The following is a 24,008-nucleotide window of genomic DNA, read 5'->3' as shown; positions in this document are numbered from 1 at the left end:
GCACCCGGGAGATCGCGTTCCCTCTGTGAAGATCCAAGCGAAAGCCGCGAGGAGGACAAGAGATGAAACTGATCCAGCTGTCTGAGATCGACTCCTCCATGATCGATCTGGTGGGCGGCAAGGCCACCGGGCTCGGCGAGATGATCAAGGCAGGTGAGCGCGTCCCGGACGGCTTCTGCCTGACCGTCGAGTCCTACAAGTCCCGGTATCTGCCGGAGAAAGAGCTGATCGACGCCTACGAGCGGCTCGGCGGCGGACGCGTGGCCGTCCGTTCCAGCGCCACCGCCGAGGACCTGCCGGACGCCAGCTTCGCCGGCCAGCAGGACACCTACCTCAATGTCGAGGGTGCCGGCCCGCTCATCGATGCGGTCCGCAAGTGCTGGGACTCCCTGTACACCGAGCGCGCCGTGGCCTACCGCGCCGCCGTGGGCATCGACGACGCCGCCATGGCCGTGGTGGTCCAGCGCATGATCGACCCCGCGGTCGCCGGTGTCATGTTCACTGCCAACCCGATCACCGGCTGCCGCACCGAGATGGTCGTCGACGCCGCCCCCGGGCTGGGGACCGCCGTCGTCGACGGCACCGTCGTCCCCGACCACTACGTCGTCGGCCACCAGGCGCCGGCCGTGCGGAACGGCGACGGGTGCCTCGGCAAGGAGCAGCTCGAAGGGTTACGGGACGCCGGGCGGCGGCTGCAGGAGCACTTCGGGTCGCCGCAGGACATCGAGTGGGCGATCGATGCGGACGGAACGCTGTGGCTGCTGCAGTCCCGGCCGGTCACCACCCTGTTCCCGGCTCCGCCGGACACCGGCGACACCCGGATCTATCTCGAGTTCGGCCACATTCAAGGGATGCTCCGGCCGACTACACCGATGGGGGTGTCGTTGCTCAAGACGGGTTCGGGCATGTGGTTCAAAGCGATGGGTGCCAGGATCGATCCGCGCGATCCGTTGCCTCGGCTGGTCCCCATCGGCGGGCGGCTCTACTTCGATCTGACCGATTTCGCCCGCAACAAGTCCATGCGCAAGCGGCTGCGGACTTCTCTGGAGGTGTACGGGCCGCGGGTGCAGGGCGCCGTCGAGCGCATGCTGGACGATCCGCGGTTCGCTCCGCGGCGCGGCCTGCCCTTCCGCCCCGGCAATGCCGCGAAGATGACGCTACGGCTGGCGCCGGGTGCGGTCTTCGGCCTCGTCCGGAGTCTGGCCAGGCCGGACGATGCCCGGGTCATGGCCTATCGCGCCCTGGACGAGATCAGGCGCCAGACCGCGCCGCCGACCGAGCCGGCCACGTCGGCGGAGCGGCTGCGCTGGGTGATCGAGGACTCCCATGCGGCTGTCATGGGTCCCGCCATGATGCGGCTCGTGTGGCCGCTGCTGACCGGGATGCTCGTCGGCGTGGCGCCGTCCGGGCTGCTCAAAGGCGTCGCCGCCGAGGACGAGCTGGACATCGTCCTGGGCGGGATGCCGCACAACGTGACCACGGAGATGGACCTCGCGCTCTGGAGGCTCGCGGTGAACGCACGGGAACACGGCGACCTGTTCCTCACCACTCCGCTGGAGGAACTCGCCGGGAAGCATCGCGCGGGCGAACTTCCCGATATCGGGATGGCTGACTTCCTCGACAGATACGGCATGCGGGCGGCCGCCGAGATCGACGTCGGCATGCCCCGCTGGGAGGAGGACCCGGCACCCCTCTTCGCCGCGATCGCCAACTACCTTCGCGTGGACGACCCCGAGCAGGCGCCTGACCGGCGGTTCGAGCAGGCCGCCGACAAGGCGGAGAAAATGATCGAGACGCTGTCGCGGCGAGCGCGGCGCACCAGACCGGTCCGTGGCCGGCTGGCGACGTTCTTCATGCGCCGCTCGCGCAAGCTCACGGGGCTCCGGGAGATCGGGAAGTTCGCCTGGCTGCCGGCGCTCCAGGCGGCGCGCCGTCAACTCCTGCTGACAGGAGACGATCTGGCCTCTCGCGGCCTGCTGGAGCGCGCCGACGACATCATGTTCCTCGATCTCTTCGAGGCCCGGTCCGCCGTACACGACGGAGTCGACCATCGGAACCTGGTCGCTGCGCGCCGCGCCGAATACGAGCGGGAGCTGCGACGGCCCGCCGTCCCCGGCGCTCTCCTATCCGACGGGACCGATGTGGAGGCGCTCGCCCCGCAGGAACCCATGGAAGACGGGGTGCTGACAGGGATGGCAGGGGCCGCCGGGCGGGCGACCGGCAGGGCGCGGGTCATCCGCGACCCGGCCGGCGCGCACATCGAGCCGGGCGAGATCCTCGTAGCCCCTACGACGGATCCCGGCTGGACCCCGTTGTTCATGACGACGGCGGGGCTGGTGACCGAGACCGGATCGCCGGTGGCACACGGCCCCACCGTTGCCCGCGAGTACGGCATCCCGGCCGTCATCTGCGTCCGGAACGCCACGCACCGGATCAAGACCGGGCAGCTGATCACGATCGACGGGACCGCAGGCACGGTGCGGGTGGAGGAGGACGGCTGAGACTTTCCGGGCACCAGGCCTCCTCAGGGCAGTTCGGCAAAGCGCTCGAGTTGCTCGGGCCGGCCGGAAACGACCAGGTGGGCGACGCGCTCGCCCATGTCGTGTTCAGGAAAGACGACGTGCTGAACGCCGATGCGGGTGAGAATCCGGCCGTGCCGCCTGCTGATCGCTTTCGCCCAGGTGTCGTCGATCCCCAGCCCGAGCACGACGACCGCGTCGCTCTTCTTGGTGTCAGCCAACGATGACGCGCTCCTCGGGTAGTTCGTAATGACGGGCGCGTTCCTTGAGCGCGAGCGCGGAGCCCAGGGTCAGCGGACCGATCCGGCCGACGAACATGAGCAGCACCAGCAGCAGGTGCCCGGCTGGTGTGGCGTCGGCGGTGATGCCGGTGGACAGCCCGACGGTGCCGAATGCGGAGACCACCTCGAACAGCACCTGGTCCAGGCTGTGCGGGGTGAGCGCCAGCAGCACGTAGGTGGCGATCCCGACAAGGCCGACGCTGATCGCAGTGATCGAGATGACCTGCCGCTGCGCGTTTTCGGCCAGGCGGCGGTGGCCGATGTTGACGCGGGGCTCGCCGCGCATCTCGGCCCAGATGATGAAGGCCAGCAGCCCGAACGTGGTGACCTTGATGCCGCCCGCGGTGCCCGCGCTGCCACCGCCGATGAACATCAGCACATCGGTGGCGAGCAGGCTGGTGGGATACAGCTGGGCGATGTCCAGGCTGTTGAACCCGGCCGTGCGCGGCATCACCCCGGTGAAGAAGGCGGCCAGCAGCTTGCCGGGCTCATCCAGCCTGCCCAACGTCGCGGGGTTGCGCCACTCGGTGGCCAGGAAGACCAGCGTGCCGACCACCAGCAGGACCAGCGTTACCCCGACTGTGATCCTGGTGAGAACCGTCCAGCGGCTGGGGTGCCGCCACGAGCGGGCCAGCTCGAAGACCACAGGGAAGCCGAGTCCGCCGACGATGACCGCGGCGGCGATGGGCAGGCAGATCCACGGGTCGGTGACGAACCTCATCAGGTTGTCGGGCCAGAGGGCGAATCCGGCGTTGTTGAACGCCGACACCGCATGGAACCCGCCGAGATAGACGGCGCGGCCGAACGGCTCGCCATACCCGGTCAGGAAACGGATGGTGAGCACCACGGCCACCACGGCCTCGCAGAGCAGGCTGAACACGACCACATTGCGCACGACTCGCCGTACATCGGACATGTTCAGCGTCTTGGTCTCGGCTTGGGCGAATATGCGGGCACGCAAGCCGAGCCGACCGGCCACCAGCACGGTGAACAGCGTGGCCAGCGTCATGATGCCCAGCCCGCCGACCTGGATCAGGGCGGCGATCACCACCTCGCCGAACACCGACCAGTGCCCCGCGGTGTCCACCACGACCAGGCCGGTCACGCACACCGCCGAGGTCGCAGTGAACAGAGCCGTGATCCAATCGGCCGGCTCACCCGAGGCGGTGGCCAGCGGCGAGGCCAGCAAAGCGGTGCCCAGCAGTATTGCGGCCCCGAAGCTGGTCGCGATCACCTGTGCCGGATGCTGGAAGCGATCGAATAGGGCCGAGGCCCATCGGCTGCGCCTCATCGACACCTCTGGCGGCTGTGCCCGTCCGCAGGCCGGTGAGCACGGCCGCGCCTGACGCAGAGGCCGCGCTCATCGTCGAACCGGCCGGCCGTGACGATCATGTTGGATCAGTCCTTCCCCGGGGTGAGGCCTGCGGTGATGATGTCGATCAGCAGGTCGAGGATCTTGAGGTGGAGGGCGGGATCGCCGAGCCGTTCGGCGAACATCGGCACCAGCAGCACGCACTGCAGCACACCGATGATCACGGCGGGTTCGGCCGCGATCAGTTCCCCTCCCTCTGCCTTGGCGGTGACGATCTCGCTCAATGCGGTGACGGGGTTGTCCGCCGCGGCGGTGACCCTGGTGGGATCCAGCTTACGGGCCACCGCCTGCATCTCCTCCGGATGGGTCATCAGTCGGCGCCACAGCGGGTTGGCCGACAACTCGGCGAGGGTGGCGTGCAGGAAGCGGCGCAGCCCCTCGCGGGTGTCGCCGGTGCTCAGCAGGGCACCGTCGACCACCCTGCGCTTCACCTCGCCGCTCTGGTGCAGCATCAACTTCAGATAAAGCGCCTCCTTGGAGTCGAAGAACACATAAAACACCAGGATCGGCGCGAGCCCGGCCATCCGGGTCCACACGCTCCACGCGTTGGCGTGCCGCTTCCAGGACTCGTCGTTGAGTCCGAACATCGCCGCGGCGGCCTGGGTGAGCTTCATGGTTGCTCCTTGGTGGAGGGAGGAGACCGCACATGCTTGACCATTTGGTTAGGATACTGAGCATGCGGTCAGTAGATGACGATCTTACGGCGCGGGCCAGGATCAGGAACGCGGCGCTGGAACTGTTCGGCGCCGAGGGCGTCAACCGGGTGAGCCTGCGGGCGGTCGCCGCGCGCGCCGGTGTGTCGCACGCCCTGGTCCTGCACCATTTCGGCACCAAGGAAGGCCTGCGCAAGGAGTGCGACGCCTATGTGATCTCGCTGGTGCGCGGTGGCCCGGAAGCCGATCTGGAGGACACCGCAGGGCTGACGGCGATGCTGGAGGCCGGCGCCCCGGTGCGGCTGTACCTGGGCCGGGCGTTCCTGGACGGCACGCCGGAGGCGGCGGCGCTGTTCGACGAGATCGTCGAGGCCAGCGGGCGGTGGCTGGAGCAGGGCGTGGGAGAAGGGTGGGCGCATCCCAGCGAGGACCCGCGCGCCCGCGCCGCGATCTACGTGACCTGGCTGCTCGCGCCGCTGGCCTTCGGCGCCCACCTGTCCAGGGTGCTGGGCGTGCCGGACCTGCACGACATGGACACCATGATGCGGTACTCGCGAGCCGCCATCGAGATCTTCACCAACGGGGTGTTCGCCGACGATCGTGCCCTGACGGCATGGGACGCGGTCAGGAAGGAACGACGGTCGCGATGAGGGTGCTCATCCTGACCCACGGGACGCGTGGGGACGTGCAGCCGTACGCAGGGCTCGCCCTGGCCCTGCGGCAGGCGGGTCACGAGGCGGTCCTGGGCGCGCCCGCCGCGCTGGCCTCGATCGCACGAGGGCACGGCATCCCGTTCGCTCCGCTGGACGATGGGCCCAACAAGCTGATCGATGACCCTGGGATCCGGGAGGCCATCGAGACCAACTATCGAGGGCTGCGCGGCAAGAAGGTCGCGCTGCAGGTGATGCGGCGCAGCAAGCCGCTGATGGCGAAGGTGTTCGACGACATGGCCACCGTGGCGGAGGCGGGGGCCGACCTGGTGGTGCACCCGCCGGGCATCCCCGCTCACCACTTCGCTGAGCGGCTGGGTGTTCCTGCGGTGCCTGCCGCGCTGCAGCCGGTATGGGTGCCGACCGCCGCCTTCCGCAACCCGATGTTGCCACTGCCGCTGCCCAAGGCGCTCAACCGGGTCTCCTACCTCTCCATCAAGCTGATGCTGCGCTTGTTCGGCGGCGTCACCGACCGGCTGCGCAAGGAGCGGCTGGGTCTGCCGCTGCGGCGCGGGCGCCACGACTTCCTGCGCCAGCCGGACGGCAGCCCGGCCACCGTGCTGCAAGGCTTCAGCCGGCACGTGCTCCCGGACGGCCTGGACTACCCGGCCTGGGTGCACACCACCGGCTTCTGGTTCCTGCCCGCCCCGCCGGGCTGGGCTCCGTCCGCCGAACTGGCCGCCTTCTTGGAGGCCGGGGACGCGCCGGTGTACATCGGGTTCGGCAGCATGGCCGGCACCGATCCCGCGCGGGTCGGCCGCGTCGTGGTCGAGTCCGTGCGGCGGGCAGGAGTGCGGGCGGTGCTGGCCTCCGGCTGGGGCGGCCTCCGCGTGAACGACCTGCCCGACACCGTCTTCATGCTCGATCAGGCGCCGCATGACTGGCTGTTCCCGCGGATGGCCGCGATCGTCCACCACGGCGGCAGCGGTACCACCGGCGCCGCGCTGAGGGCCGGGCGGCCACAGGTGGTCTGCCCCTTCGTCGCCGACCAACCGTTCTGGGCCGCCCGCATGCACGCGGCCGGTGTCGCCCCGCCACCTCAGCCGCAGCGCCGCCTCACCGCCGACGGGCTCGCCGCCGCCATCCGCCGAGCCACCACCGACCCCGCCATCACTCGCGCTGCCGAAAGCCTGGGGCACCTCATCCGCGCCGAAAACGGCGCCGATCGCGCCGTGAAGATTCTGGAGTCGCTGTTATGAGCGTCGTCGGCCGCATCCTCGCCCGCCAGGCCAAGCTCCCGCCCGCCGAGACCCGCACCGTCACAGTGGAGAAGGACCTGCCCATCACCACGCCGGACGGCGTGGTCCTGCTGGCCGATCACTACGCGCCGCAGGGCATCGGCGCGCGGCCCACGGTCATGACCCGCTCGGTCTACACCGACCGCACCAAGGGCTTCTTCATGTCCGAGCTGATCGCCGAGCGAGGATTTCATGTGCTGGTCGTCAGCGGCCGGGGCACGTGCGGGTCGGGCGGCGAGCTGGACCCGTTCGTCAGCGAACGCGACGACGGGCTGGCGGTGCTGGCCTGGCTGAAGCGGCAGCCGTGGTTCAACGGCGTGCTCGGCACCACCGGCGCCAGCTACCTCGGCTACACCCAATGGGCCATCGCCGCCCAGGCCGGGCCGATGCTGCGGGCCATGTCCACCCAGCTGACCAGCTCCGACTTTCGCAGCATGGTCTATCCGGGCGACGCGCTCTCGCTGGAGATCTTCCTGGGCTGGATCGGCATGGTCCACCACCAGGAACGCCCGATGCTGTCGTACCTGTCCGCCCTGGTCCGCGGCACGCGCAGGCGTACGGCGGCGGCGCGGCGCCTCCCGGTCGCCGAGGCCGACGAGGTCGCGCTCGGTACGGTGGTGCCGCACTGGCGGGAATGGCTGGCCCACGAGCGAGCCGATGACCCTTGGTGGGTGCGCGGCGACCACAGCGCCACGGTCGCGGCGGTCACCGCGCCGAACCACCTGGTCGGCGGCTGGCGCGACTTCATGCTGCCAGCTCTGATCCGCGACTATCGGGAGCTGCGCCGCGCCGGACGAGAGCCGTACCTGACGATCGGCCCGTGGAGCCACTGGGATACCGAAGCGTCGCTCACCAGCACCCGGGAAGGACTGCTCTGGCTGCGTGCGCACCTGCTCGGCGACCGGACCGGACTACGTGAGGCGCCCGTCCGCATCCACCTCGGTGGCGCCGGTGAGTGGCTCGACCTGGACCGCTACCCGCCGCCCGGAGTTCAACCGCAGTCGCTGCGCCTGCAGCCGGGCGGTGCGCTCGCGCCCGCCATGCCGCCGGAGTCCGAGCCCGACCGCCTCAGCTACGACCCCGCCGACCCCACCCCCGACCCCCAGCCGCCACCGCAAGTGATCGGCATCAGACGAGCACACGGCGAACGGGTCCTGCGCAACCGCGCCGACGTGCTCACCTATTCCGGCGAGCCGCTGCCGGAAGACCTCGACGTCATCGGTGTCCCGCGGGCGCTGCTGCACGTCTCGTCCGAAGCTCCGAGCGCCGATTTCTACGTGCGGGTGTGCGACCTGGCGCCGTCCGGCAAAGCCACGCACGTGTCCGACGGGCTCCAGCGGTTCACCCCGCTACCGGCATCCGCGGAGTTCGGGTTGTGGCCGACCGCGTACCGGTTCAGACGCGGCCACCGCATCCGCGTGCAGATCACCGCAGGCGCATTCCCTCGCTGGGACCGCAACCCGGCAGCCGGCGTACGCCTCGTCCACCACGACCCCGCACGGCCCTCAGCCGTTCTCCTCCCCGTTCTGGAGCCCTGACCATGACCAACATCATCGGCTTGCTGACGGCCTCCGACCGGGACGCATTCCTGGCCGGCCTGGCAAAGGACGGGCCGGTCAGCCGCGGCCAGTACGTGGACGGCACCCCCATCTGGCTCATCACCGGCTATCCCGAAAGCGTTGCCGTGCTGACCGATCCGCGCTTCAGCAGCGACGTCACCAAGCAGTCCAAGATCGACGTAGCCGCGGCCGCCGGGCTGCCCGAGGACGTGGCGCCGTACCTGATGCACACCCTGGGTGCCTACGACCCGCCGGACCACACCCGGCTGCGCCGGCTGGTCTCGCGCGAGTTCACCGCCCGCCGGGTGGAACGGCTGCGTCCGCGCATCCAGCAGATCGTCGACGAGCTCCTGTCCGGCCTGCCGGAGGAGTTCGACCTGATCGAGCGGTTCGCCTACCCGCTGCCGATCCAGGTGATCTGCGAGCTGCTCGGCGTACCGGAGCAGGACCGCGACATCTGGCGCACCTGGGCCGCCGACCTTGGCGCGGGCGACCTGGACCGGATCGCTTCGGGGGCCCGGGGACTGGTCGGCTACATGGCCGATCTGATCGGGGTCAAGCGGGCCGCTCCGGCCGACGATCTCCTGTCGGACCTGGTCAGGGTCCAGGAGGACGACGGCGACCGGCTCAGTGACCAGGAGCTGATCGCGCTGTCGATCAGCATTCTGATCGCGGGACACGAGACCACCGTCGGTCTCATCAGCCAGAGCGTCTGGCTCCTGCTCACGCGCCCGCACGAGCTGGGCGACGTCGCGGACGCGGTCGAGGAATTCCTGCGCTACACCGGGCCCGCCGAGATCGCCGTCATGCGCTACGCGCTGGAGCCCGTGGAGATCGCCGGTGTCACCATCCCGGCGGGGGACGCCGTCCAGGTCGTGTACGCCGCGGCGAACCGGGACCCGCGCCGCTTCGTCCAACCCGACCTGCTCGACCTCCACCGCCCGGACATCGCCCACCTCGGCTTCGGCCACGGCATCCACTACTGCCTGGGCGCCGCCCTGGCCAGAGCCGAGACCCAGATCGCGCTCACCAGCCTTCTCCGCCGCTTCCCCAGGCTTGCGCCGGCAGTGCCCGCCCCCGAGATCGGCTGGCAGCCCGGCATGAAGCGGGCGCTGACGCGCCTGCCGGTCCGCACCTGCGCCGCCACGCCCCTCTGAGCCGCCGCTCACTCGCAATCAGGCGAAGCCGCACCAGCGGCCGTTGGCTGGACACACCCGCGATGCGAACAGCCGAAGGTTCGGTGACCTGCGCGGCGAACGGGTCCGACGACAAGGTCTGGTGCGCGTGCGGGTTCAAAGGGCGATGGGGCCGAGGTCGCGGGCGGTCTCGGCGAAGGCCCGGATCAGGTTGGTCTCGGTGGCGGTGCGCCAGATGAGCGCCCAGCGGCCCAGGGGAGCGTCGCGGATGGGCACGTAGATGTGGTCGGGCCGGGCGTAGTAGCGGATGGAGTGGGCGAAACACGGTGAGACGGCCTCGCCGTTCGCGACGAGGGGGATCATTTCGGCGGAGTTGGCGACGATGGGTCCGACCCGGATCGGGCGGCCGCTGGGGGTGTGGGTGGGTACGAGCCAGTTTCGCCAGTAGTCCGGCCGGGCTCCGCCGAAGACGACCTCGTCTCCGAGGTCTTCGTACGACACCGATTCCCGGCCGGCCAGCCGGTGGTCGGGGCCGACCACGAGGACGACCGGCTCGGTGCAGACGATGGGGCCCACGGTGAGGTCGGGCTCCCTGACCGGTAACCAGGCGATCAGCAGGTCGATGTCTCCGGACCGCAGCAGCCTGAAGGGATCGGCGAAGCCGGCGTAGCGGAGCTGGAGGTCGCATTCGGGCTGACGGCTCTTGAAGGTGTCGAACAGCGGGCGCAGGTCCTGGGGATTCTCGTTGACCATGCCCAGGCGCAGCACGTTCGTCGTCCCGCGGGCGGCCAGGACGGCGCGCTCGATGCCCGCGTGCAGCCCGCGGTACATCGGCTGGAGGTCGTCGAAGAGCTGCTGCCCGATGGGGGTCAGCGCGACGCGGCGGTTGTCGCGTTCGAACAGGGCGGCGCCGATGCGGCGTTCCTGCTTCTTGATCGCCTGGCTCACGCGGGCCGGCGTGACGTGCAGCCGTTCCGCGGTGCGGCCGAAGTGCAGCTCTTCGGCGAGAGTCAGGAAGATCTCGATGTCGCGAAGTTCCACGCGGTCCCGTTCGTCGTTTAGCGAGAGGTTAAGGCACGCTACCGGATCCGGCGTTGTCCACCCGGGCGGCCTCCGGGCACGCTGATGGCGTGAACATCATCGCTTCCGCGGTGACGCTGAACGTCGACGACGTGGCGGCGTCCAGCAACTTCTTCATCGATCACCTCGGGTTCCACGAGTCCGTGGCGGGCGGGGACTACGCCTGCCTCGTCCGCCCGGACGCCGCCAGTGACATCGTGCTGCAACTGCGAGGCGCCGGAGAGCGGCCGGCGACCGGGGTGGTGGTGACCTTCACTGTCACCGACGTCGCCGCCGAGTACGAAAGGCTTGTGCGGGAGGGGGCTCCCATCAGCATGCCGCTACGCGAGGAGCCGTGGGCGGAGCGGCTGTTCCAGCTGACCGATCCCAGCGGGATCGTGGTCCGGCTCGTGGAATGGACGGCGCCCGCCGGCGCCTGAGCGACATCGCGCTTTCTCGTGCACTTTGACATCTCCCTTGCGTACAGCGTTCGCATCATGCGTACAATGTGCGCAACGCGCTAAGGAGGAAACATGACATTGACCGCTAGCCGGACAGTTGCGGTTCCGCAGAAGGGCAAGGCCCGAAACGTGTGGCGGCGTGTCGCCCGCATCCTGGCCTGGGCCATGTGCGTGCTGGTCGGCGTCTTGGGGGTGGCGTTCTTCGCGCCGCGCCTCCCCATGGGCCCGGTGCAGGACACGCTCGGCATGATCGCCTTGTTCGTGCCCTGGCTGACCGGGTTCCTGATCGTCTGCGCGCTCGGTGCCGCCGCGACCGCGGTGGCGGCGTGGCGCTCCGGCCGCCGTGCCCTGTTCGGCGCCGGCGTGCTGGCAGGCCTGCTGGCCGTGCTCATGGTCGCCGTGCCTTGGGCGGCGGCCGTCCGTACCGGCGAGGTCTCCTGGTCTGCGTACTTCGCCTCACCGGCCGCGGCGACCCCCACCTCGACCGAGACCTACGCCACCCTCGACGGCCAGGACCTCAAGGTCGACGTGTACCGGCCGGGGACGCTCGCCGCGAGCAAGCCCGCGCTGCTCTACGTCCACGGCGGCTCATGGAACTCCGGCACCCGCGCCGACAGCGCCCCCTGGCTGCGCTGGATGGCCGACCAGGGCGTCACCGTCTTCTCCGTCGACTACCGGCTGGCTCCGCCGCCGCGTTGGCAGGACGCGGTGGGAGACGTCAAATGCGCGCTCGGCTGGATCCGCGCCAAGGCCGGCGAGTACGGCATCGCACCGTCCAACGTCTCGATCGCCGGCGACTCCGCCGGCGGCCAGCTCGCCATGATCGCCGCGTACACCGCCGACGACCCTCAGTTCCCGCCCTCCTGCCAGGTGCCCCAGGCGCCGGTGAAGTCCGTCATGGGCTGGTACGCGCCCACCGACCTGCCCCGTCTGCTGGAGGAGACCGGCCTGCCCGGCGTGGCGGCCAGTGCCGTCGGCGACTACCTCGGCGGCGGCATCGAGGCCCACCGCGCCCGCTACGAGGCCTCCTCCCCGGTCACGCACGCCCGGCCCGGTCTTCCGCCGACCCTGCTCATCCAGGGCGACCGCGACCACATGATCCCCGCCACCCAGGCCGCCGACCTGGCCGTCAAACTCCAGGCCGCCGGCGTGCCGGCCACCGCCGTGACCGTCCCCTGGGCCGAGCACAACTTCACCGGCCAGTGGGGCAGCTGGGGCTCGCAGATCATGCGACCCCACGTCCGCCGATTCCTCCAGGAACACGTGATCAACGGCTGAGGTGTCAGACCGGCTCGGCGACCACCGGGTGGCCGAGCCTGAGCGCGTCTACGCAGGCGAACCCCACGTTGGCACGCGGCTCGTCGGATGAGAAAGCGGCGGTCTGCACCTTCCCGCCTGCCGTGGCGTGCCTGGTTCGGTGCCGGCGGTTCGCTCTGCTCGTCAGGATCTGGACCACATCTCGGGATGATCGCGGCCGGCTGGACGCCGTACTCCATCAGGTCTCACCGCACAGCCCTGGACCCCGCGTTTCCGAGCGGGAGTCGGGGAACGCGGCGGCCCGGTGGGCCGCCGCGTTCTGGAGGGGTACGGGGTTCATACGGCGGGGGCGGCCTTCTTCTCGTCGCGGGGGAAGAAGGGAAGCTCGATGTAGACCCGGCCGGCGGCGGCGAGGATCTTCGAGGCGTCGTCGACCGGCGGGTGGATGTGCTGGTTGATCCGCTTCTTGACGGCCGCGCCGTCGGCGCCCGAGGCCATCACCCTGCGGTCCCAGCCCCGGGTGAAGATCGCGCCGGCGCCGCCCAGGTCCAGGCAGGTGACGTACGGGCCGGGAGTGAAGTCGCGCAGCGGCACGTCGAGCAGGTCGGCCGCCGCGTTGTACCCGGCGACCTTGCCGAGCGGAGTGGCGTGCTGGCAAGCCTGCATGACCGTGTGCTCGGCGTCGAACGCCGCCGCGGCCGCATCCCCGGCGACGAACACCTCGGGAAGGGCGCGCAGCCGTTGGTCCACCGGCACCCGGCCGAGGTGGTCGAGTTCGTCGGAGATCTGCCGGGTGAGCTCGCTGGCCATGATCCCCACGGACCAGACCACCGCGTCCGCCTCGACCTCGGTGCCGTCGGAGAGGAGGGCGTATCCGTCGCCGACCTCCGTCACCGTGGTCCCGAGGCGGCGTTCGACGCCCAGTTCGTCCAGCGCCGCCTCGATCTCTTCGCGCGGGCCCGGACCGAGCTGGTCTGCGACCACCTCCGACCGGTCCACCAGCAGCACCCGGCCCCGGGCCGCCAGTGCGGTCGCGGCCTCCAGTCCGACGAACCCGGCGCCGACGACCACGGCGGCATAGTCCTCCCGGTCGCGCAGATGGCCGGTGAGCCGCCGGGCCCCGTCCAGGGTGTCGATGTCGAAGAGCCGTTCAGCGCCCGGCAGGCCCTGGGGCTGAACGAGCTTGCTGCCCGCCGCCAGCACCAGGCGGTCATAGCCGATCTCCGCGCCGTCGGCCACCACCACGCGGCGGTCGATGTCGATCGTGCTCACCGAGGCTCGCAGGTGCTCGACGCCGATCGGCTCGAGGATCCTGCTGAGCTCCACCTTGGCCAGGTCCGGATCCGGCTCGTACAGGCGCGGGCGCAGCACCAGGTGATCGTTCGGCGCGATGAGCGTGATGCGCAGGTCCGCGTCTCCGCGTGCCAGCGCCGCTCCCGCCGCGCTTCACACGCCCGCGAAACCGCCTCCGATGATCACAACGTGTGCCATCGTCTCGTCCTCTCTCAGCCTCGCCCCGGGGGATCGGGGGATTCGGCAGGGAGACAAGATGGCGGGTTCAGATGTGACCGATGTGGGCGAACTTCTCGGGATTGGCCAGTCTCCTGAACGCCGTGATCCGCCCGTCGGCGATCTCCACGGTGTCGAGCCAGACCAGCTCGCCGCCGCGGTAGGTCGCCAGGGCCGGCTGCCCGTTCACCTCGATGATCTGGAACGCGTCGGGGCGCCTGAGCTGGATCTGCCTGACCGCCAGCAGGGCGACCGGCTCGGCGCCCAGGACCGGCCTGCGCGCGGCGGTCACCTTGCCGCCGCCGTCGGCGACATAGACGGCCTCGGGGTGCAGCAGCTCGACGAGCGCGGCCATGTCGCCCGCGTCGGCGGCTGCCTTGAACGCCTTGAGCACGCGTTCGGTCTCGACCTTGGACGCCCGGGGCCGCTCCTTGACCGCGGCGACCCGCGCCCGCGCGCGGGAGGCGTGCTTTCGGCTGGCGGTGGGTGTGCCGCCGAGCACCTGGGCGATCCGGCTGAACGGGAAGTCGAAGACGTCGTGCAGCACCAGCGCGACGCGTTCGGCGGGGGAGAGCGTCTCCATGACCACCAGCATCGCGGTGCTCACCGACTCGTCCATGAGCACCTGGGCGGCGGCGTCGGGCCCGGTCAGCAGCGGTTCGGGCAGCCAGGGGCCGACATAGGACTCGCGCCGGACGCGCGCCGACTTCAGCACGTTGTAGGACGTCCGGGCGGCCAGGGTCACCAGCCAGGCCCGCAGATCTTGCACCTCGGACAGGTCGGCGGCGGCGGCGCGCAACCAGACCTCCTGCGTCACGTCCTCGGCCTCGGCCACGGTGCCGAGAATTCGGTAGGCCGCCCCGAAAACCGCGGGGCGATGCGCTTCCCAGTCGGCCGTCGCCAACGTGCCGGGCAGCTCCACCCTCGGCCTCCTACCGCCCTCGGATCAGGACCTGATGAATCTTAGTGAATACCGTCGGCAACGCCTCTGGCGGTGTGTGGACGGTTGAGTACCGGGCGACGGCGCCACCAACAACCTCATCCGCCAGGTTCAAGGCGGTCATCGATCCCTCTTCGAACCGCAGATCCCGATAGCCGCTCTCCAGTTGAACGTGGTTGACCGCCGAACGCCCTCCGGCCGGTGGCAGGCGCCCCCAGTAAAGTGCGGTGCCGCCAAGTGCCGAGAGATGAGGGTGAACATGGACGCGCAAGAACTGACCGAGCCGTGGGAAGGCGTCTTGATCACCCCGGGGCCCGGCAGCCACACAGGCGTCCTTGTCCTGGCGGGGTCGAGCGGTCGTATCGAACGGGAGAGGGCTCGCATCCTCGCTCGGGAGGGGATGACCGCGATGTCGATTCGATGGTTCGGCGGTCCGGGACAGTCACCGGGCATTTGCGAGATCCCTCTGGAGACTTTCACGTCCGCCATCGATCTGCTCGAGTCCACCGGAGTACGCCGCATTTGCCTGCTGGGGTCTTCCAAAGGGGCGGAGGCCGCCCTGCTCACCTCCGTCCATGACCCGCGTGTTGACGGCGTCGTGGCGATGTCGCCCACCTCGGTGGTATGGGGCAATGCCGGCCCAGGGCGAGATGGGCAGCATCGCCCGTACAGGTCGTCCTGGACATGGAAGGGACAGCCGCTGCCCTTCGTCCCCTACGACGATGACTGGACGGCTGCCGAACCTGCGGGCGGTCCGAAAGCTATCCGCGGCTGGTACGAGCGCAGCGAACGGACGTTCGCCGACATGTTCCTCGCCGCCGAGATCCCTATCGAGGAGACGAGGGCTGACGTGCTGCTGGTGGCAGGAGGGGACGATGCGATGTGGCCGTCCCTGCCGTTCGCCGAGCGACTTGCCGCCCGTCGCCGCACCGCCGGCCGTACAGCTCGCCTGATCAGCAGCGCCGAAGCCGGCCATCGCCCGCGTCTCCCAGGGGAAGGGCCCGCCCCCGCATCCCCGCACTTCGTTTACGGGGGTGACGCTGTCGCCGACGCCGAACTCGGAGCTGCCGCCTGGCCGCACATCCTCGACCTGCTTCGCGGCTGACACGATCGGCGTCTGGCGGCCCCAGGTGACGGTCGGGCAGGCCTCCGTTGAATCCCTGTGATGACGATGCTCTACTGCACTTCGACGGGCGGACCCCCTCAGCTGTGGCCCCGGTGCGGCGGTCAGGGGTGCATGCCGATGTCTGGCCCGCGTGGATCGGTGAACGCGCCAACGCCCTGATCGCCGTCACGTTCGAGGCCCTGCGCCGGGCCAGTGTCGGCCCCAGGCGCGTCGGGAAGATCGTCCAGGCGGCGCTGGTCCTGCTCTGCCGCGAGAACGATTGGACCCTGTCGTCATCACACAACGCGATCTTCGGTTACTGAGAACAACTCAGCGAGAAGTGATCTATTAGCCTCGACACGAACCTTACTGCTGAGGTCTCCATCAAAGTCAGTGTGGTTCATCCTGCTGTCTTGACTTCGAACCCTCCGCCGACAAGGAGTCATGTGCTCAATCCCGATGGCGTGGCCCTCGGTCTAGACTCGGCCGCCGTCCTTGATGGACACGATCGAAGCGGTCTGGAACTTCTTGTGCCCCTTGCCGTCGGCCTTGACGATCGCCGTATAGCTCTTGGTGGTCCAGCCCAGGCTGTACTTGATGTACAGCTTGCGCTTGTTGCCGCACCGGTTGTGCCAGTACACCGTCACGGACGTGTTGCCGTCCCCCCAGGACCAGGCGAAACACCCGGCGACACCGCGGTGGACGTCCGCCGACGCCGGAGTGGCGCTGACGCCGATGCCCAGACCGGCGGTGACGACGGCGGAAGCGGCGACGACGGCCGCACGGGTACGCAGGCTCGCCCTACGAGTAATCGTGGACATGAACGGTTCCTTTCCAAGGTGAGCAGTTCGCCTCGCCGAGCTGGGATTCGGCCCGCAGGACCGGCATGTTCGGGGACGTCGATGGCAGGGACGACGCCCCCGATGGCCGCGATGACGGCCGGCCGTCCGAATGATCCCCCGTTGGGAGTCCCTTCGCAGAGCGAGGGCGCGACGCCGTGACCGTGGACGTCACCTCGGGAATCCCGGCGGGTGCCAGCCGGCGATATTTACCCTGCCATCGGATGGCCGCCAATCCCAGCCATCTTTGTCCAGGCTCCGTCCAAGGACCGGGTTCGGTCATTGGACGGAGTCAATGGGAGGAAGAGGGAGGCGCCGGCAACGAGCCACCAGTAGTCGACACACGAGGAAGGCAGGCAGGACGTGGACACTCGGGATCGCAGGAAGCGACGAGGACGGCAGCCCACGCTGCCCGATCCCCATTCGGGGCCGGCGGGGGCGTTCGCGGACAAGCTGGTGCGGCTGAAGCAGGAGGCCGGCGACCCGTCATACGCGGAGATGGCGTCCCGGCTCGGCGCGGCGGCCTCGAAGTCGTCCCTGGCCAGCGCCGCCCAAGGACGCAAGCTTCCAACGTGGGAGACGACCTGGGAGTACGTCCGGGTCCTGGCAGTCGACCGCCTGGGCGGCGATCCGGACAAGACCCGGCAGGAGTGGCGGGACCGCTGGGAGCGCGCCAGGGCGGACGGTTCTCCTGCCGGCATAGGCGCCGCCGACGGAACGCAGGAAGACACGTCGCCGCTTGACGCGGTGACGGATCCGGCTCCCTCACCCCGGCCTGCGCAGGGCCGCCGTGGCCTTTTCTATGTGGTGGCCGCGGCCGCGATGGCGGTGGCTGGAGCGGTGTTCTTCGTCCTGGGCACGAAGGCGGACCGTAACGATCTCCCGCCTTCCGGGCCGACGATGAGCCCGGCTCCGGTGGACAATTCCGAATTCGTGGGCGACGTCACGTACCCGGACGGTTCGAAAGTACGGCCGGGCTCTTCCTTCAAGAAAGTATGGAGGATTCGCAACACGGGAACGGTCGCCTGGGAGGGCAGGTTTCTGGCGCGTGTCAACAAGGCCCCGTGCCGGTCACCGGAAAAGGTGACCGTACCGTCGACGGCGCCGGGCCAGACCGTGGACATCGCAGTGCGGGTCAAGGCTCCGGAGAAACCTGGGAACTGCCGCATCTACTGGAAGATGACCGATGTGCAGGGCCGAGTGCTGTTCCCCCTCAAGCGCGCGGTGTTCCTCGATGTCCAAGTGGACCAGCCCTGACCTGCGGTTTCATTTGTCCAACGGCCAGAGCGCCGCTTTGGGGCAGGTCTGGACAAAGATTCCTTGGTCGGCTGGAGGGCCGCGTGCCAGCATGGCGATCGAGGCGCGGTACGACGCCTTTTCCGTTCGGGCACACGAATATCCGACCATGGGGGAAACAAAAGTGACCAGGATGATGCGTTCGCTGGCCATCGGCGTCGGCGCGATTTCCGTACTGGTGTCGATCGGCGGCGGCGTCGCCCAGGCGGCGGCCTCCTCCGCGTTCACGGAAAGCGGAGCGGTGGTGCGATGCAATGCCCCCGGCACCGGCAACACGACCGTCTGGGGAAAGTGCTGGAACAACGGGAACAAGACCGGTCAGGCACGCCTGGTGTACTGGTGCAAGAATATGATGGGTAATGGTTCGCGGCAGCAGAGCACCGGCTGGAAGAACATCAAGCCCGGCAAGACGGTCAAGTTCGTGGGCGAGTGCACGTTCAAGGCCCGCAACCCCGACTTCCACGTCCGCTGACCACACGCGGGTCCCGATTCGCTGCGGCCGCGGCCGCGGGCGCGTTGGCAGCGTTGCGCGGCCGGCGCGGCGCCGGTGGCGTGGATCAGCAGCATGATCCCCGCACCGCCCAGTGCCGCCGCGACCCGGTGGATCTTCTCGGTGGCGATCAGCACGTAGGCGGACAGGAACACCGCCACGCTCACCCAGGAGAGCACGCTCATGCCGCGAGCATCCGGTCCAGCAGCGCCTGCAGGGTCACCGCTCCTTGCAGCCGCCCGTCGCCGACGATGGCGACCAGCGGGCTGCGGGTGCGGGCCATCAGTGCGGCCAGTTCCAGCACGGTGGCGTCCGGGTCGGTGATCGGCAGCTCGCGCTGCCGCTTCGGCAGCGCCTCCCGCACGGTACGACGGTCCAGCGCGTTCAGGAAGGTGTCGGCGTGGGCCTCATCCACCACCCGGGCCAGCGCCGGATCGTCCTGGCAGTAGGCGGGCACGGCGAGCCGCAGCACCTCGGTCCCGGGCAGAATGGTGAACGGCGTGCCGTCGTCGCCGACGACGATGATGCCGGGCAGATCCTGGTCGGCGAGCATTCTGGCCGCGTCGATCACAGGGGAGTCGAGGCCGACTGTGGGAAAGTCGGCAAGCAGGTCTCGGGCGCGCACAAGCACATCCTTCTGGTCGGAAAAGGACAAAGGACCGCCGACCAGACTTCCCGGCACACCTGTAGACAACGTAGCAGCAACCGCCAAGATCACGCCGAGGGGCGGCCGGTCCTTCATGCGCACCGCCCGACGGCATGGGCTGTCATTCTCGGTGGGTGTCGAGCCGGTCGAGGAGGGCGGTCAGCAGCGCGGGATCTTCGTGAGGTCCCAGGTGCCCCACCCCCGGCAGGGCGATGGCTTCGGTGCCCAGCAGGGCGCGAGCGGAGCCGGCGATGCGAGCGAGTGGGTAGAAGCAGTCCTGGGTGCCGGTTGCCACGAGCACCGGTGTGCCGGCCCAGCGACGCAGCAGGGGGCCCGGCAGTGGGGGCGGGGCCAGGCTGGTACGAGTGTGCCGGGCGACGAGTGTCATCCACTCCACCAGGTTCTGGTCCGTGCCCGCGGAATGGGGAGCCTGGCCGCTCATCAGGTTGAGCAGGGCCCGGCTGCGCGCCGGGGAAGGGGCTGCGATCCACGGCAGGGTCGCCCGGAGCACGGCCGGGGTCAGGCGGGCACGACTCAGCCCCGCCGGGGACACCAGCACGAGGCCGGCTAGATGCGGCCCCGGCGTGGTCGCCAGAGCCACGGCCGCTCCCAGGGAATGCCCAACCAGCACGGCCGGCCCGGAAACCGCCTTCTTCATGACCTCCTCGGTCCAGCGTCCATAAGCCGTCACGCGCTCCCGGCGAGGCCGCTGAGAGCTGCTCAGACCCGGCTGCCCTGGCAGGTCGGCCAGGATCACCTGTCGCGTCGGCGCCAGCGCGTCGGCCACCTCAAGCATGGTCGCCGCGCAGAAGTTCGTGCCCGCCAGCAGCACGACCGCAGGGCCCTGCCCCGCGGTGACCACCGTGGTCACTCCCAGCGACGTCTCCAGCGTGCTCACCTCGTGTGGGGTGGCCCACGCGCTCAGGCGGTCCCGGCACCACTGACGTACGTGCTGCTCGCCGCCGTGGGAGGTGTAGATCGATTGGAGAGCCACAGGCGAAATTCCTTTGCAGTAGTCGAGGGAAGCAACGCCACGATCATGGCCGCAGTGATGATTGCGTCGCCAACCCGTATGGGGTTTACCGGGTCGTTGCTGTTACGGTGAGCGCGGTGCGCCGGGAAGTCTGGTCGGCAGGGATCGTGTCCGTTCCGCCTGTCCGAAAGGCTTCTCCCGTCGTGTTGCTAACCACGTTCGCCTGCGTGCTGTTGCTGGCCGTCCTGCTGTCCAGCCTCGCCCATCGCACGATCCTGTCGACAGCGGCGCTGTTCCTGGTCGCGGGTTTCGTGCTGGGCGACGGTGTGCTCGGCGTGGTCTCGCTGAGCGCGGGCGATCCTCTCGTCGCCACCCTGGCCGAGCTGGCGCTGTTCGCGGTGCTGTTCAGCGATGGCATGCGGGTCGGCTGGCAGGATCTGCGCGGCGCGTGGCGGCTGCCGGGCCGAGCCCTGGGCTGGGGGTTGCCGCTCACCCTGGTCATCACGGCCGTGGGCGCGCACTACCTGCTCGGTCTGGGCTGGATTGAGGCGCTCCTCATCGGTGCCATCCTGGCGCCCACCGACCCGGTGTTCGCCGCCGCTCTGGTCGGCAACGAGAAGGTGCCGCCACGGCTGCGGCAGTTGCTCAATGTGGAGTCGGGCGTCAACGACGGGCTGGCGCTGCCGTTCGTCATCCTCTTCCTGGCCATCGCCTCCGGCTCCGAGGACCTGCATCTCGGCGAGCTGGGGCTGGAGCTCGGCCTCGGGATCCTGATCGGCGTGACCGTGCCGTGGGTGGCGATCAAGCTCGAGCAGACCCGCTGGTTCTCCGCCTCCACCCAGTACGAGCCGCTCAACGCCCTGGCCATCGGCCTGCTGGTGCTCGCACTCGGCAAGGCCACGCACGGCAACCTGTTCCTGGCCGCCTTCTCCGCCGGGATCACCGTGGCCACCTTCGGGCCGCGCCAGCGCGAGTCGTTCGAGCACTTCGGCGAGCTCATCGCCGAACTGTTCAAGCTCGCCGCGCTGCTCGTCTTCGGCGCGCTCATCACCCCCGCGCTGCTGGGATCGGTCGGCTGGGCGGGATGGCTGTTCGCCATCGGGGCCCTGTTCCTGGCCCGGCCCATCGCCATCTGGCTGTCCTTCCTGCGCTCCGGCCTGTCGATGCGCGAGCAGGCCGCGGTGGCCTGGTTCGGGCCCAAGGGCTTCGCCTCCGTCGTGTACGGCCTGCTCGTGCTCGGCTCCGGCATCGCCGCCGCCCAGCAGGTGTTCCAGATCGTCGCCGTCACCATCGTGCTGTCCATCCTGCTGCATTCGTCCACCGACATCGTGGTGGCCCGTGGCTTCGACGACGAACGTGAGGTTCCGGCCTGGTACGGCATCACCCGGCGACTGCGCAGGGGCGAGAAAGGAGAGCCGACACCATAAGGCGCACCTCCCTGCTCGCCGGCTCAAGGGCGCGTAGCCGGCGACGGCAGGCGCGGTGGCCGCCACCGCCAGGTGGCGTTGCCGTCGGCCGCGATGCCCTTGCGCCACCAACGCGCGGGCATCATCCGGATCATGGTCACCATCGCCCGGTGGGCGGCCTTGGAGATGATTCGGTCGCCGTCCTTGCGGGCGCCCCGGGCGGTGGCCTGGGTGCGGGGGCGGCGGTCGGCGTCGTAGCGGCGCAGCGCAGCGTCGACCGTGTGCTCGCCGGCGAGGGCGGCGGCGAGCACGACGGCGTCCTCGATCGACTGTCCGGCGCCTTGGCCGCGGTCGGGGCTCATCGCGTGCGCGGCATCGCCGAGCAGCGCAACCCGGCCGCGGACGTAGGCCGGCAGCGGATCCAGGTCGCAGATGTCGATATGGATCACCGCCTCTCCTGGGGTGGCCTCGACCAGCGCCGGGATCGGATCGTGCCAGGTCCCGACCCGGCGGGCCACCTCGGTCTTCTCCTGGTCGTAGCGGACGCCCGGCGCGTCGGCGGTGGTGACGTAGGCCCAGTACGCACGACCGCGCGCGATGGGGTGGATGAGGAAGTAGCCGCCCGGGCCCATGGTCATGCTGCCGGGCAGGCCGGGGACCTGGGCGATGCCCAGCCAGGCGGTCCGGCCCAGGAAGCGCGGCGGCGGCGCGTCCGGCCACAGCAGCCGGCGAACGGTGCTGCGGATGCCGTCGGCGGCGATGACCAGGTCGGCCGTCAATTCGCCGCCGCCGAATCCGACGGTCACGCCGTCGGCGTTCTGCCGGATGGCGGTGACCTCCGCGTCCGGGCGTATCCAGCCGGTGGGCACCGCCTCCAGCAACACCCGGTGCAGGTCGGCGCGAGCGAAGGCGAGCAGCGCGGTCGCATCCCCCGGCCGCGCTTGTTGCAGGTGGCGGCCGTCCGGCGTGCGCAGGTTGCCAGAGGAATAGGTGGGCGCCCCAACCGCGCGGGCCTGCTCCTCCACGCCGAGCTCGGCCAACGCGCGCAGAGCGTTGGGCGCCTGGGACATGCCGGCACCGATCTCGCCCAGCTCGGCCGCCCGCTCCAGCACCGTGGCCTGCCAGCCGATCCGGCGTAGAGCCAGCGCCGTGGCCAGCCCGCCGATGCCGCCGCCGACCACGATGGCGTGTCTCCTCATGATGTCTCCTCGTCGTCGAGGGCCTCGGCGCTATTGGGGCCGTCAGCCTGCAGGGGTGGCGCGTTGTCGAAGACCTTGGCCATCCACTCGAAGGTGGCGTGCGCCTGGCGGACGCGAGAGGCACGCTCTTCGTCCGGGCCGACCAGGTCCACGCCGTCGCGGGTGATGTCCATGAAGGAGGTGATGGCGGCGACCTGGCGACGCACCACGACCGCCCAGGCGTCCTCGGCCATCCGGTAGTAGACGGTGCGCTCGCCCGGCCGGGTCCGCCAGGTGAGAAACCCCATGCTCGTCAGCAGCCGCAGGTTCGAGGTGAGCGACGCGCGGCTGGCGCCGATCGCCGTACTGATCTGCCCGGCGGACTGCTCGGGCGGATCGCAGACCATGAGCCAGCCCAGCACCCGCCCGGCAATCGGCGGCACCCCGTCACGCGCCAGGTACATGGCGACGCGCTCCACCCACTCCAGCAACTGATCCTGTTCGGTCACGCCTAGCTCCTTTTACAGTTATTTCAGTATGAGCTAGCATATCTGTATTGATCAAGCATGCGTCCCGTCAAGGGGCGTTCCGTTGGAGAGCCGGGAAGTCTGGTCGGCCCGTGACCCCCTTGCGGTCACGGAGAACAAGGAGGACTTCCCGATGACCACCCGCATCCTCAAGCCGCTGCTCGGCAGCGGCGTTGCCGCCGGTGTTCTGGTGCCGGTGCTGTTGTGGGCCGACGGCGCCACCCGGCCCGGCTACAGCCTGTGGCACCACGGCGCCAGCCAGCTCGGCACCGGCGAGCGTGCCTGGCTGCAGACGGTGAACTTCGTGCTCGGCGGGTTGCTCTTACTGGCCTTCGCGGCCGGGCTGCGCCGAGTCCTGCGCGGTGGCCGCGGCGCGACCTGGGGGCCGGTCCTGCTCGCGGCCGCGGCGGCCGGGCTCATTGTGGCCGGGCTGGTACCCACCGACCCGGCGCTGGGCTACCCGCCCGGACAACCGACCGGGGTCACCACCGGCGGCCTCATCCACCAGGTGGCCGGCTTCGCACTGTTCGCCGGGCTGAGCGCCGTCGCCTTCGTACTGGCCCGGCGCCTACGTGAAGCAAGCCGGGGCTGGGCCGCCTATTCACGCCTGTCCGGCGCCCTGATCATCGCCTTCGCCTTCGCCGCAGGCATCGCCTACCGCCTTGACGTCCTGGGCGTCTGGCGACCGGCCCCCGCAGGCCTGCTCGAACACCTCTCCCTGCTGACCGGCTTCTGCTGGATCATCGCCGTGGGCGTTCATCTCCTGCGTGGGCACGTCCCCGGGGGGCTCAAGCACACCTCCGGCGGGTAGCCAAGGACACCTGGGAAGTCGACGGCTTTGAGAGTGCAGGCGT

23 protein-coding genes and 1 pseudogene are annotated in these 24,008 nt (G+C 69.8%); 13 read left to right on the top strand and 11 right to left on the bottom strand.

Annotated features, from left to right (window positions below):
• The first annotated feature begins 62 nt into the window (after window positions 1-62).
• Complete coding sequence (locus tag ACTMTI_RS38170) at window positions 63-2,501, top strand: PEP/pyruvate-binding domain-containing protein (protein WP_441125576.1); 2,439 nt, start codon at window positions 63-65, stop codon at window positions 2,499-2,501.
• 59 nt (window positions 2,502-2,560) lie between these two features.
• Here the strand turns inward: ACTMTI_RS38170 and ACTMTI_RS38165 are convergent.
• From ACTMTI_RS38165 to ACTMTI_RS38155, 3 genes and pseudogenes are all read right to left on the bottom strand, one after another.
• Window positions 2,561-2,686: pseudogene (locus tag ACTMTI_RS38165) on the bottom strand (TrkA family potassium uptake protein); the annotation flags it as partial.
• A 46-nt stretch (window positions 2,687-2,732) separates the two neighbouring features.
• A complete protein-coding gene (locus ACTMTI_RS38160) occupies window positions 2,733-4,091 on the bottom strand; it encodes a TrkH family potassium uptake protein (protein WP_441125575.1) in 1,359 nt (452 codons plus the stop codon).
• Between the two features lie 107 nt (window positions 4,092-4,198).
• Complete coding sequence (locus ACTMTI_RS38155) at window positions 4,199-4,786, bottom strand: DUF6653 family protein (protein ID WP_441125574.1); 588 nt, start codon at window positions 4,784-4,786, stop codon at window positions 4,199-4,201.
• A 62-nt stretch (window positions 4,787-4,848) separates the two neighbouring features.
• Between ACTMTI_RS38155 and ACTMTI_RS38150 the strand changes: the two genes are divergently transcribed.
• From ACTMTI_RS38150 to ACTMTI_RS38135, 4 genes are read left to right on the top strand one after another with little or no spacing between them, the layout of a single operon-like run.
• The gene (locus ACTMTI_RS38150; RefSeq protein ID WP_441125573.1) at window positions 4,849-5,475 is read left to right on the top strand and encodes a TetR/AcrR family transcriptional regulator; all 627 of its coding nucleotides are present in this window, start codon (window positions 4,849-4,851) and stop codon (window positions 5,473-5,475) included.
• Complete coding sequence (locus tag ACTMTI_RS38145; RefSeq protein WP_441125572.1) at window positions 5,472-6,734, top strand: glycosyltransferase; 1,263 nt, start codon at window positions 5,472-5,474, stop codon at window positions 6,732-6,734. Before ACTMTI_RS38150 ends, ACTMTI_RS38145 begins: the two co-directional genes overlap by 4 nt.
• A complete protein-coding gene (locus ACTMTI_RS38140) occupies window positions 6,731-8,311 on the top strand; it encodes a CocE/NonD family hydrolase (protein WP_441125571.1) in 1,581 nt (526 codons plus the stop codon). Before ACTMTI_RS38145 ends, ACTMTI_RS38140 begins: the two co-directional genes overlap by 4 nt.
• 2 nt (window positions 8,312-8,313) lie before the next feature.
• Entirely contained in the window at window positions 8,314-9,489 is a 1,176-nt protein-coding gene (locus ACTMTI_RS38135; protein WP_441125570.1) for a cytochrome P450 family protein, read from the top strand.
• Window positions 9,490-9,624: 135 nt separating this feature from the next.
• Here ACTMTI_RS38135 and ACTMTI_RS38130 read toward each other — a convergent pair whose 3' ends face one another.
• Window positions 9,625-10,509 (bottom strand): LysR family transcriptional regulator, encoded by an 885-nt coding sequence (locus ACTMTI_RS38130; RefSeq protein ID WP_441125569.1) that lies wholly within the window; start codon window positions 10,507-10,509, stop codon window positions 9,625-9,627.
• An 89-nt stretch (window positions 10,510-10,598) separates the two neighbouring features.
• On the opposite strand from ACTMTI_RS38130, the gene ACTMTI_RS38125 reads away from it, so the two are divergent.
• Both ACTMTI_RS38125 and ACTMTI_RS38120 read left to right on the top strand, forming a co-directional pair.
• A complete protein-coding gene (locus ACTMTI_RS38125; RefSeq protein ID WP_441125568.1) occupies window positions 10,599-10,967 on the top strand; it encodes a VOC family protein in 369 nt (122 codons plus the stop codon).
• 93 nt (window positions 10,968-11,060) lie between these two features.
• A complete protein-coding gene (locus ACTMTI_RS38120) occupies window positions 11,061-12,266 on the top strand; it encodes an alpha/beta hydrolase (protein WP_441125567.1) in 1,206 nt (401 codons plus the stop codon).
• Window positions 12,267-12,581: 315 nt separating this feature from the next.
• Here ACTMTI_RS38120 and ACTMTI_RS38115 read toward each other — a convergent pair whose 3' ends face one another.
• Window positions 12,582-13,673, bottom strand: a complete 1,092-nt coding sequence (locus ACTMTI_RS38115; protein WP_441125639.1) for an NAD(P)/FAD-dependent oxidoreductase — start codon at window positions 13,671-13,673, stop codon at window positions 12,582-12,584.
• A gap of 130 nt (window positions 13,674-13,803) precedes the next feature.
• The gene (gene sigJ, locus ACTMTI_RS38110) at window positions 13,804-14,676 is read right to left on the bottom strand and encodes an RNA polymerase sigma factor SigJ (RefSeq protein WP_441125566.1); all 873 of its coding nucleotides are present in this window, start codon (window positions 14,674-14,676) and stop codon (window positions 13,804-13,806) included.
• A 277-nt stretch (window positions 14,677-14,953) separates the two neighbouring features.
• Here sigJ and ACTMTI_RS38105 point away from each other — a divergent pair, with 277 nt between their 5' ends.
• Both ACTMTI_RS38105 and ACTMTI_RS38100 read left to right on the top strand, forming a co-directional pair.
• On the top strand, window positions 14,954-15,799 hold the full coding sequence (locus ACTMTI_RS38105; RefSeq protein ID WP_441125638.1) for an acyl-CoA thioester hydrolase/BAAT C-terminal domain-containing protein: 846 nt from the start codon (window positions 14,954-14,956) through the stop codon (window positions 15,797-15,799).
• A gap of 128 nt (window positions 15,800-15,927) precedes the next feature.
• On the top strand, window positions 15,928-16,122 hold the full coding sequence (locus tag ACTMTI_RS38100) for a hypothetical protein (protein WP_441125565.1): 195 nt from the start codon (window positions 15,928-15,930) through the stop codon (window positions 16,120-16,122).
• A 153-nt stretch (window positions 16,123-16,275) separates the two neighbouring features.
• Here ACTMTI_RS38100 and ACTMTI_RS38095 read toward each other — a convergent pair whose 3' ends face one another.
• Window positions 16,276-16,620, bottom strand: coding sequence for a hypothetical protein (locus ACTMTI_RS38095; RefSeq protein WP_441125564.1), 345 nt, complete (start codon window positions 16,618-16,620; stop codon window positions 16,276-16,278).
• Between the two features lie 516 nt (window positions 16,621-17,136).
• Between ACTMTI_RS38095 and ACTMTI_RS38090 the strand changes: the two genes are divergently transcribed.
• Window positions 17,137-17,895, top strand: coding sequence for an NBR1-Ig-like domain-containing protein (locus tag ACTMTI_RS38090; protein WP_441125563.1), 759 nt, complete (start codon window positions 17,137-17,139; stop codon window positions 17,893-17,895).
• Window positions 17,873-18,406, top strand: a complete 534-nt coding sequence (locus ACTMTI_RS38085; protein WP_441125562.1) for a hypothetical protein — start codon at window positions 17,873-17,875, stop codon at window positions 18,404-18,406. The genes ACTMTI_RS38090 and ACTMTI_RS38085 overlap by 23 nt, the downstream gene beginning before the upstream one ends.
• A 199-nt stretch (window positions 18,407-18,605) precedes the next feature.
• Here the strand turns inward: ACTMTI_RS38085 and ACTMTI_RS38080 are convergent, their stop codons facing one another.
• Both ACTMTI_RS38080 and ACTMTI_RS38075 read right to left on the bottom strand, forming a co-directional pair.
• Entirely contained in the window at window positions 18,606-19,049 is a 444-nt protein-coding gene (locus tag ACTMTI_RS38080; protein WP_441125561.1) for a CBS domain-containing protein, read from the bottom strand.
• A gap of 142 nt (window positions 19,050-19,191) precedes the next feature.
• Window positions 19,192-20,064, bottom strand: a complete 873-nt coding sequence (locus ACTMTI_RS38075; protein WP_441125560.1) for an alpha/beta fold hydrolase — start codon at window positions 20,062-20,064, stop codon at window positions 19,192-19,194.
• Window positions 20,065-20,246: 182 nt separating this feature from the next.
• On the opposite strand from ACTMTI_RS38075, the gene ACTMTI_RS38070 reads away from it, so the two are divergent.
• On the top strand, window positions 20,247-21,470 hold the full coding sequence (locus ACTMTI_RS38070; RefSeq protein WP_441125559.1) for a cation:proton antiporter: 1,224 nt from the start codon (window positions 20,247-20,249) through the stop codon (window positions 21,468-21,470).
• A gap of 23 nt (window positions 21,471-21,493) precedes the next feature.
• On the opposite strand, the gene ACTMTI_RS38065 is transcribed toward ACTMTI_RS38070, so the two are convergent.
• Both ACTMTI_RS38065 and ACTMTI_RS38060 read right to left on the bottom strand, forming a co-directional pair.
• Window positions 21,494-22,648 (bottom strand): FAD-dependent monooxygenase, encoded by a 1,155-nt coding sequence (locus ACTMTI_RS38065; RefSeq protein ID WP_441125558.1) that lies wholly within the window; start codon window positions 22,646-22,648, stop codon window positions 21,494-21,496.
• Complete coding sequence (locus ACTMTI_RS38060) at window positions 22,645-23,136, bottom strand: GbsR/MarR family transcriptional regulator (RefSeq protein ID WP_441125557.1); 492 nt, start codon at window positions 23,134-23,136, stop codon at window positions 22,645-22,647. Before ACTMTI_RS38060 ends, ACTMTI_RS38065 begins: the two co-directional genes overlap by 4 nt.
• A 151-nt stretch (window positions 23,137-23,287) precedes the next feature.
• Between ACTMTI_RS38060 and ACTMTI_RS38055 the strand changes: the two genes are divergently transcribed.
• Window positions 23,288-23,965, top strand: a complete 678-nt coding sequence (locus ACTMTI_RS38055) for a DUF998 domain-containing protein (protein ID WP_441125556.1) — start codon at window positions 23,288-23,290, stop codon at window positions 23,963-23,965.
• Window positions 23,966-24,008: the final 43 nt, after the last annotated feature.

The organism is Nonomuraea sp. H19, assembly GCF_052068215.1.
Classification (GTDB): domain Bacteria; phylum Actinomycetota; class Actinomycetes; order Streptosporangiales; family Streptosporangiaceae; genus Nonomuraea.
The sequence above is the reverse complement of the archived record's forward strand: the minus strand, read 5'-3'. Positions and strand labels throughout refer to the sequence as shown.

Coding starts and splice junctions, on each gene's coding strand:
- ACTMTI_RS38170 (WP_441125576.1), top strand. CDS start 63: ATGAAACTGATCCAGCTGTCTGAGATCGACTCCTCCATGATCGATCTG.
- ACTMTI_RS38160 (WP_441125575.1), bottom strand. CDS start 4,091: ATGAGGCGCAGCCGATGGGCCTCGGCCCTATTCGATCGCTTCCAGCAT.
- ACTMTI_RS38155 (WP_441125574.1), bottom strand. CDS start 4,786: ATGAAGCTCACCCAGGCCGCCGCGGCGATGTTCGGACTCAACGACGAG.
- ACTMTI_RS38150 (WP_441125573.1), top strand. CDS start 4,849: ATGCGGTCAGTAGATGACGATCTTACGGCGCGGGCCAGGATCAGGAAC.
- ACTMTI_RS38145 (WP_441125572.1), top strand. CDS start 5,472: ATGAGGGTGCTCATCCTGACCCACGGGACGCGTGGGGACGTGCAGCCG.
- ACTMTI_RS38140 (WP_441125571.1), top strand. CDS start 6,731: ATGAGCGTCGTCGGCCGCATCCTCGCCCGCCAGGCCAAGCTCCCGCCC.
- ACTMTI_RS38135 (WP_441125570.1), top strand. CDS start 8,314: ATGACCAACATCATCGGCTTGCTGACGGCCTCCGACCGGGACGCATTC.
- ACTMTI_RS38120 (WP_441125567.1), top strand. CDS start 11,061: ATGACATTGACCGCTAGCCGGACAGTTGCGGTTCCGCAGAAGGGCAAG.
- ACTMTI_RS38105 (WP_441125638.1), top strand. CDS start 14,954: ATGGACGCGCAAGAACTGACCGAGCCGTGGGAAGGCGTCTTGATCACC.
- ACTMTI_RS38095 (WP_441125564.1), bottom strand. CDS start 16,620: ATGTCCACGATTACTCGTAGGGCGAGCCTGCGTACCCGTGCGGCCGTC.
- ACTMTI_RS38090 (WP_441125563.1), top strand. CDS start 17,137: ATGGCGTCCCGGCTCGGCGCGGCGGCCTCGAAGTCGTCCCTGGCCAGC.
- ACTMTI_RS38085 (WP_441125562.1), top strand. CDS start 17,873: ATGTCCAAGTGGACCAGCCCTGACCTGCGGTTTCATTTGTCCAACGGC.
- ACTMTI_RS38065 (WP_441125558.1), bottom strand. CDS start 22,648: ATGAGGAGACACGCCATCGTGGTCGGCGGCGGCATCGGCGGGCTGGCC.
- ACTMTI_RS38055 (WP_441125556.1), top strand. CDS start 23,288: ATGACCACCCGCATCCTCAAGCCGCTGCTCGGCAGCGGCGTTGCCGCC.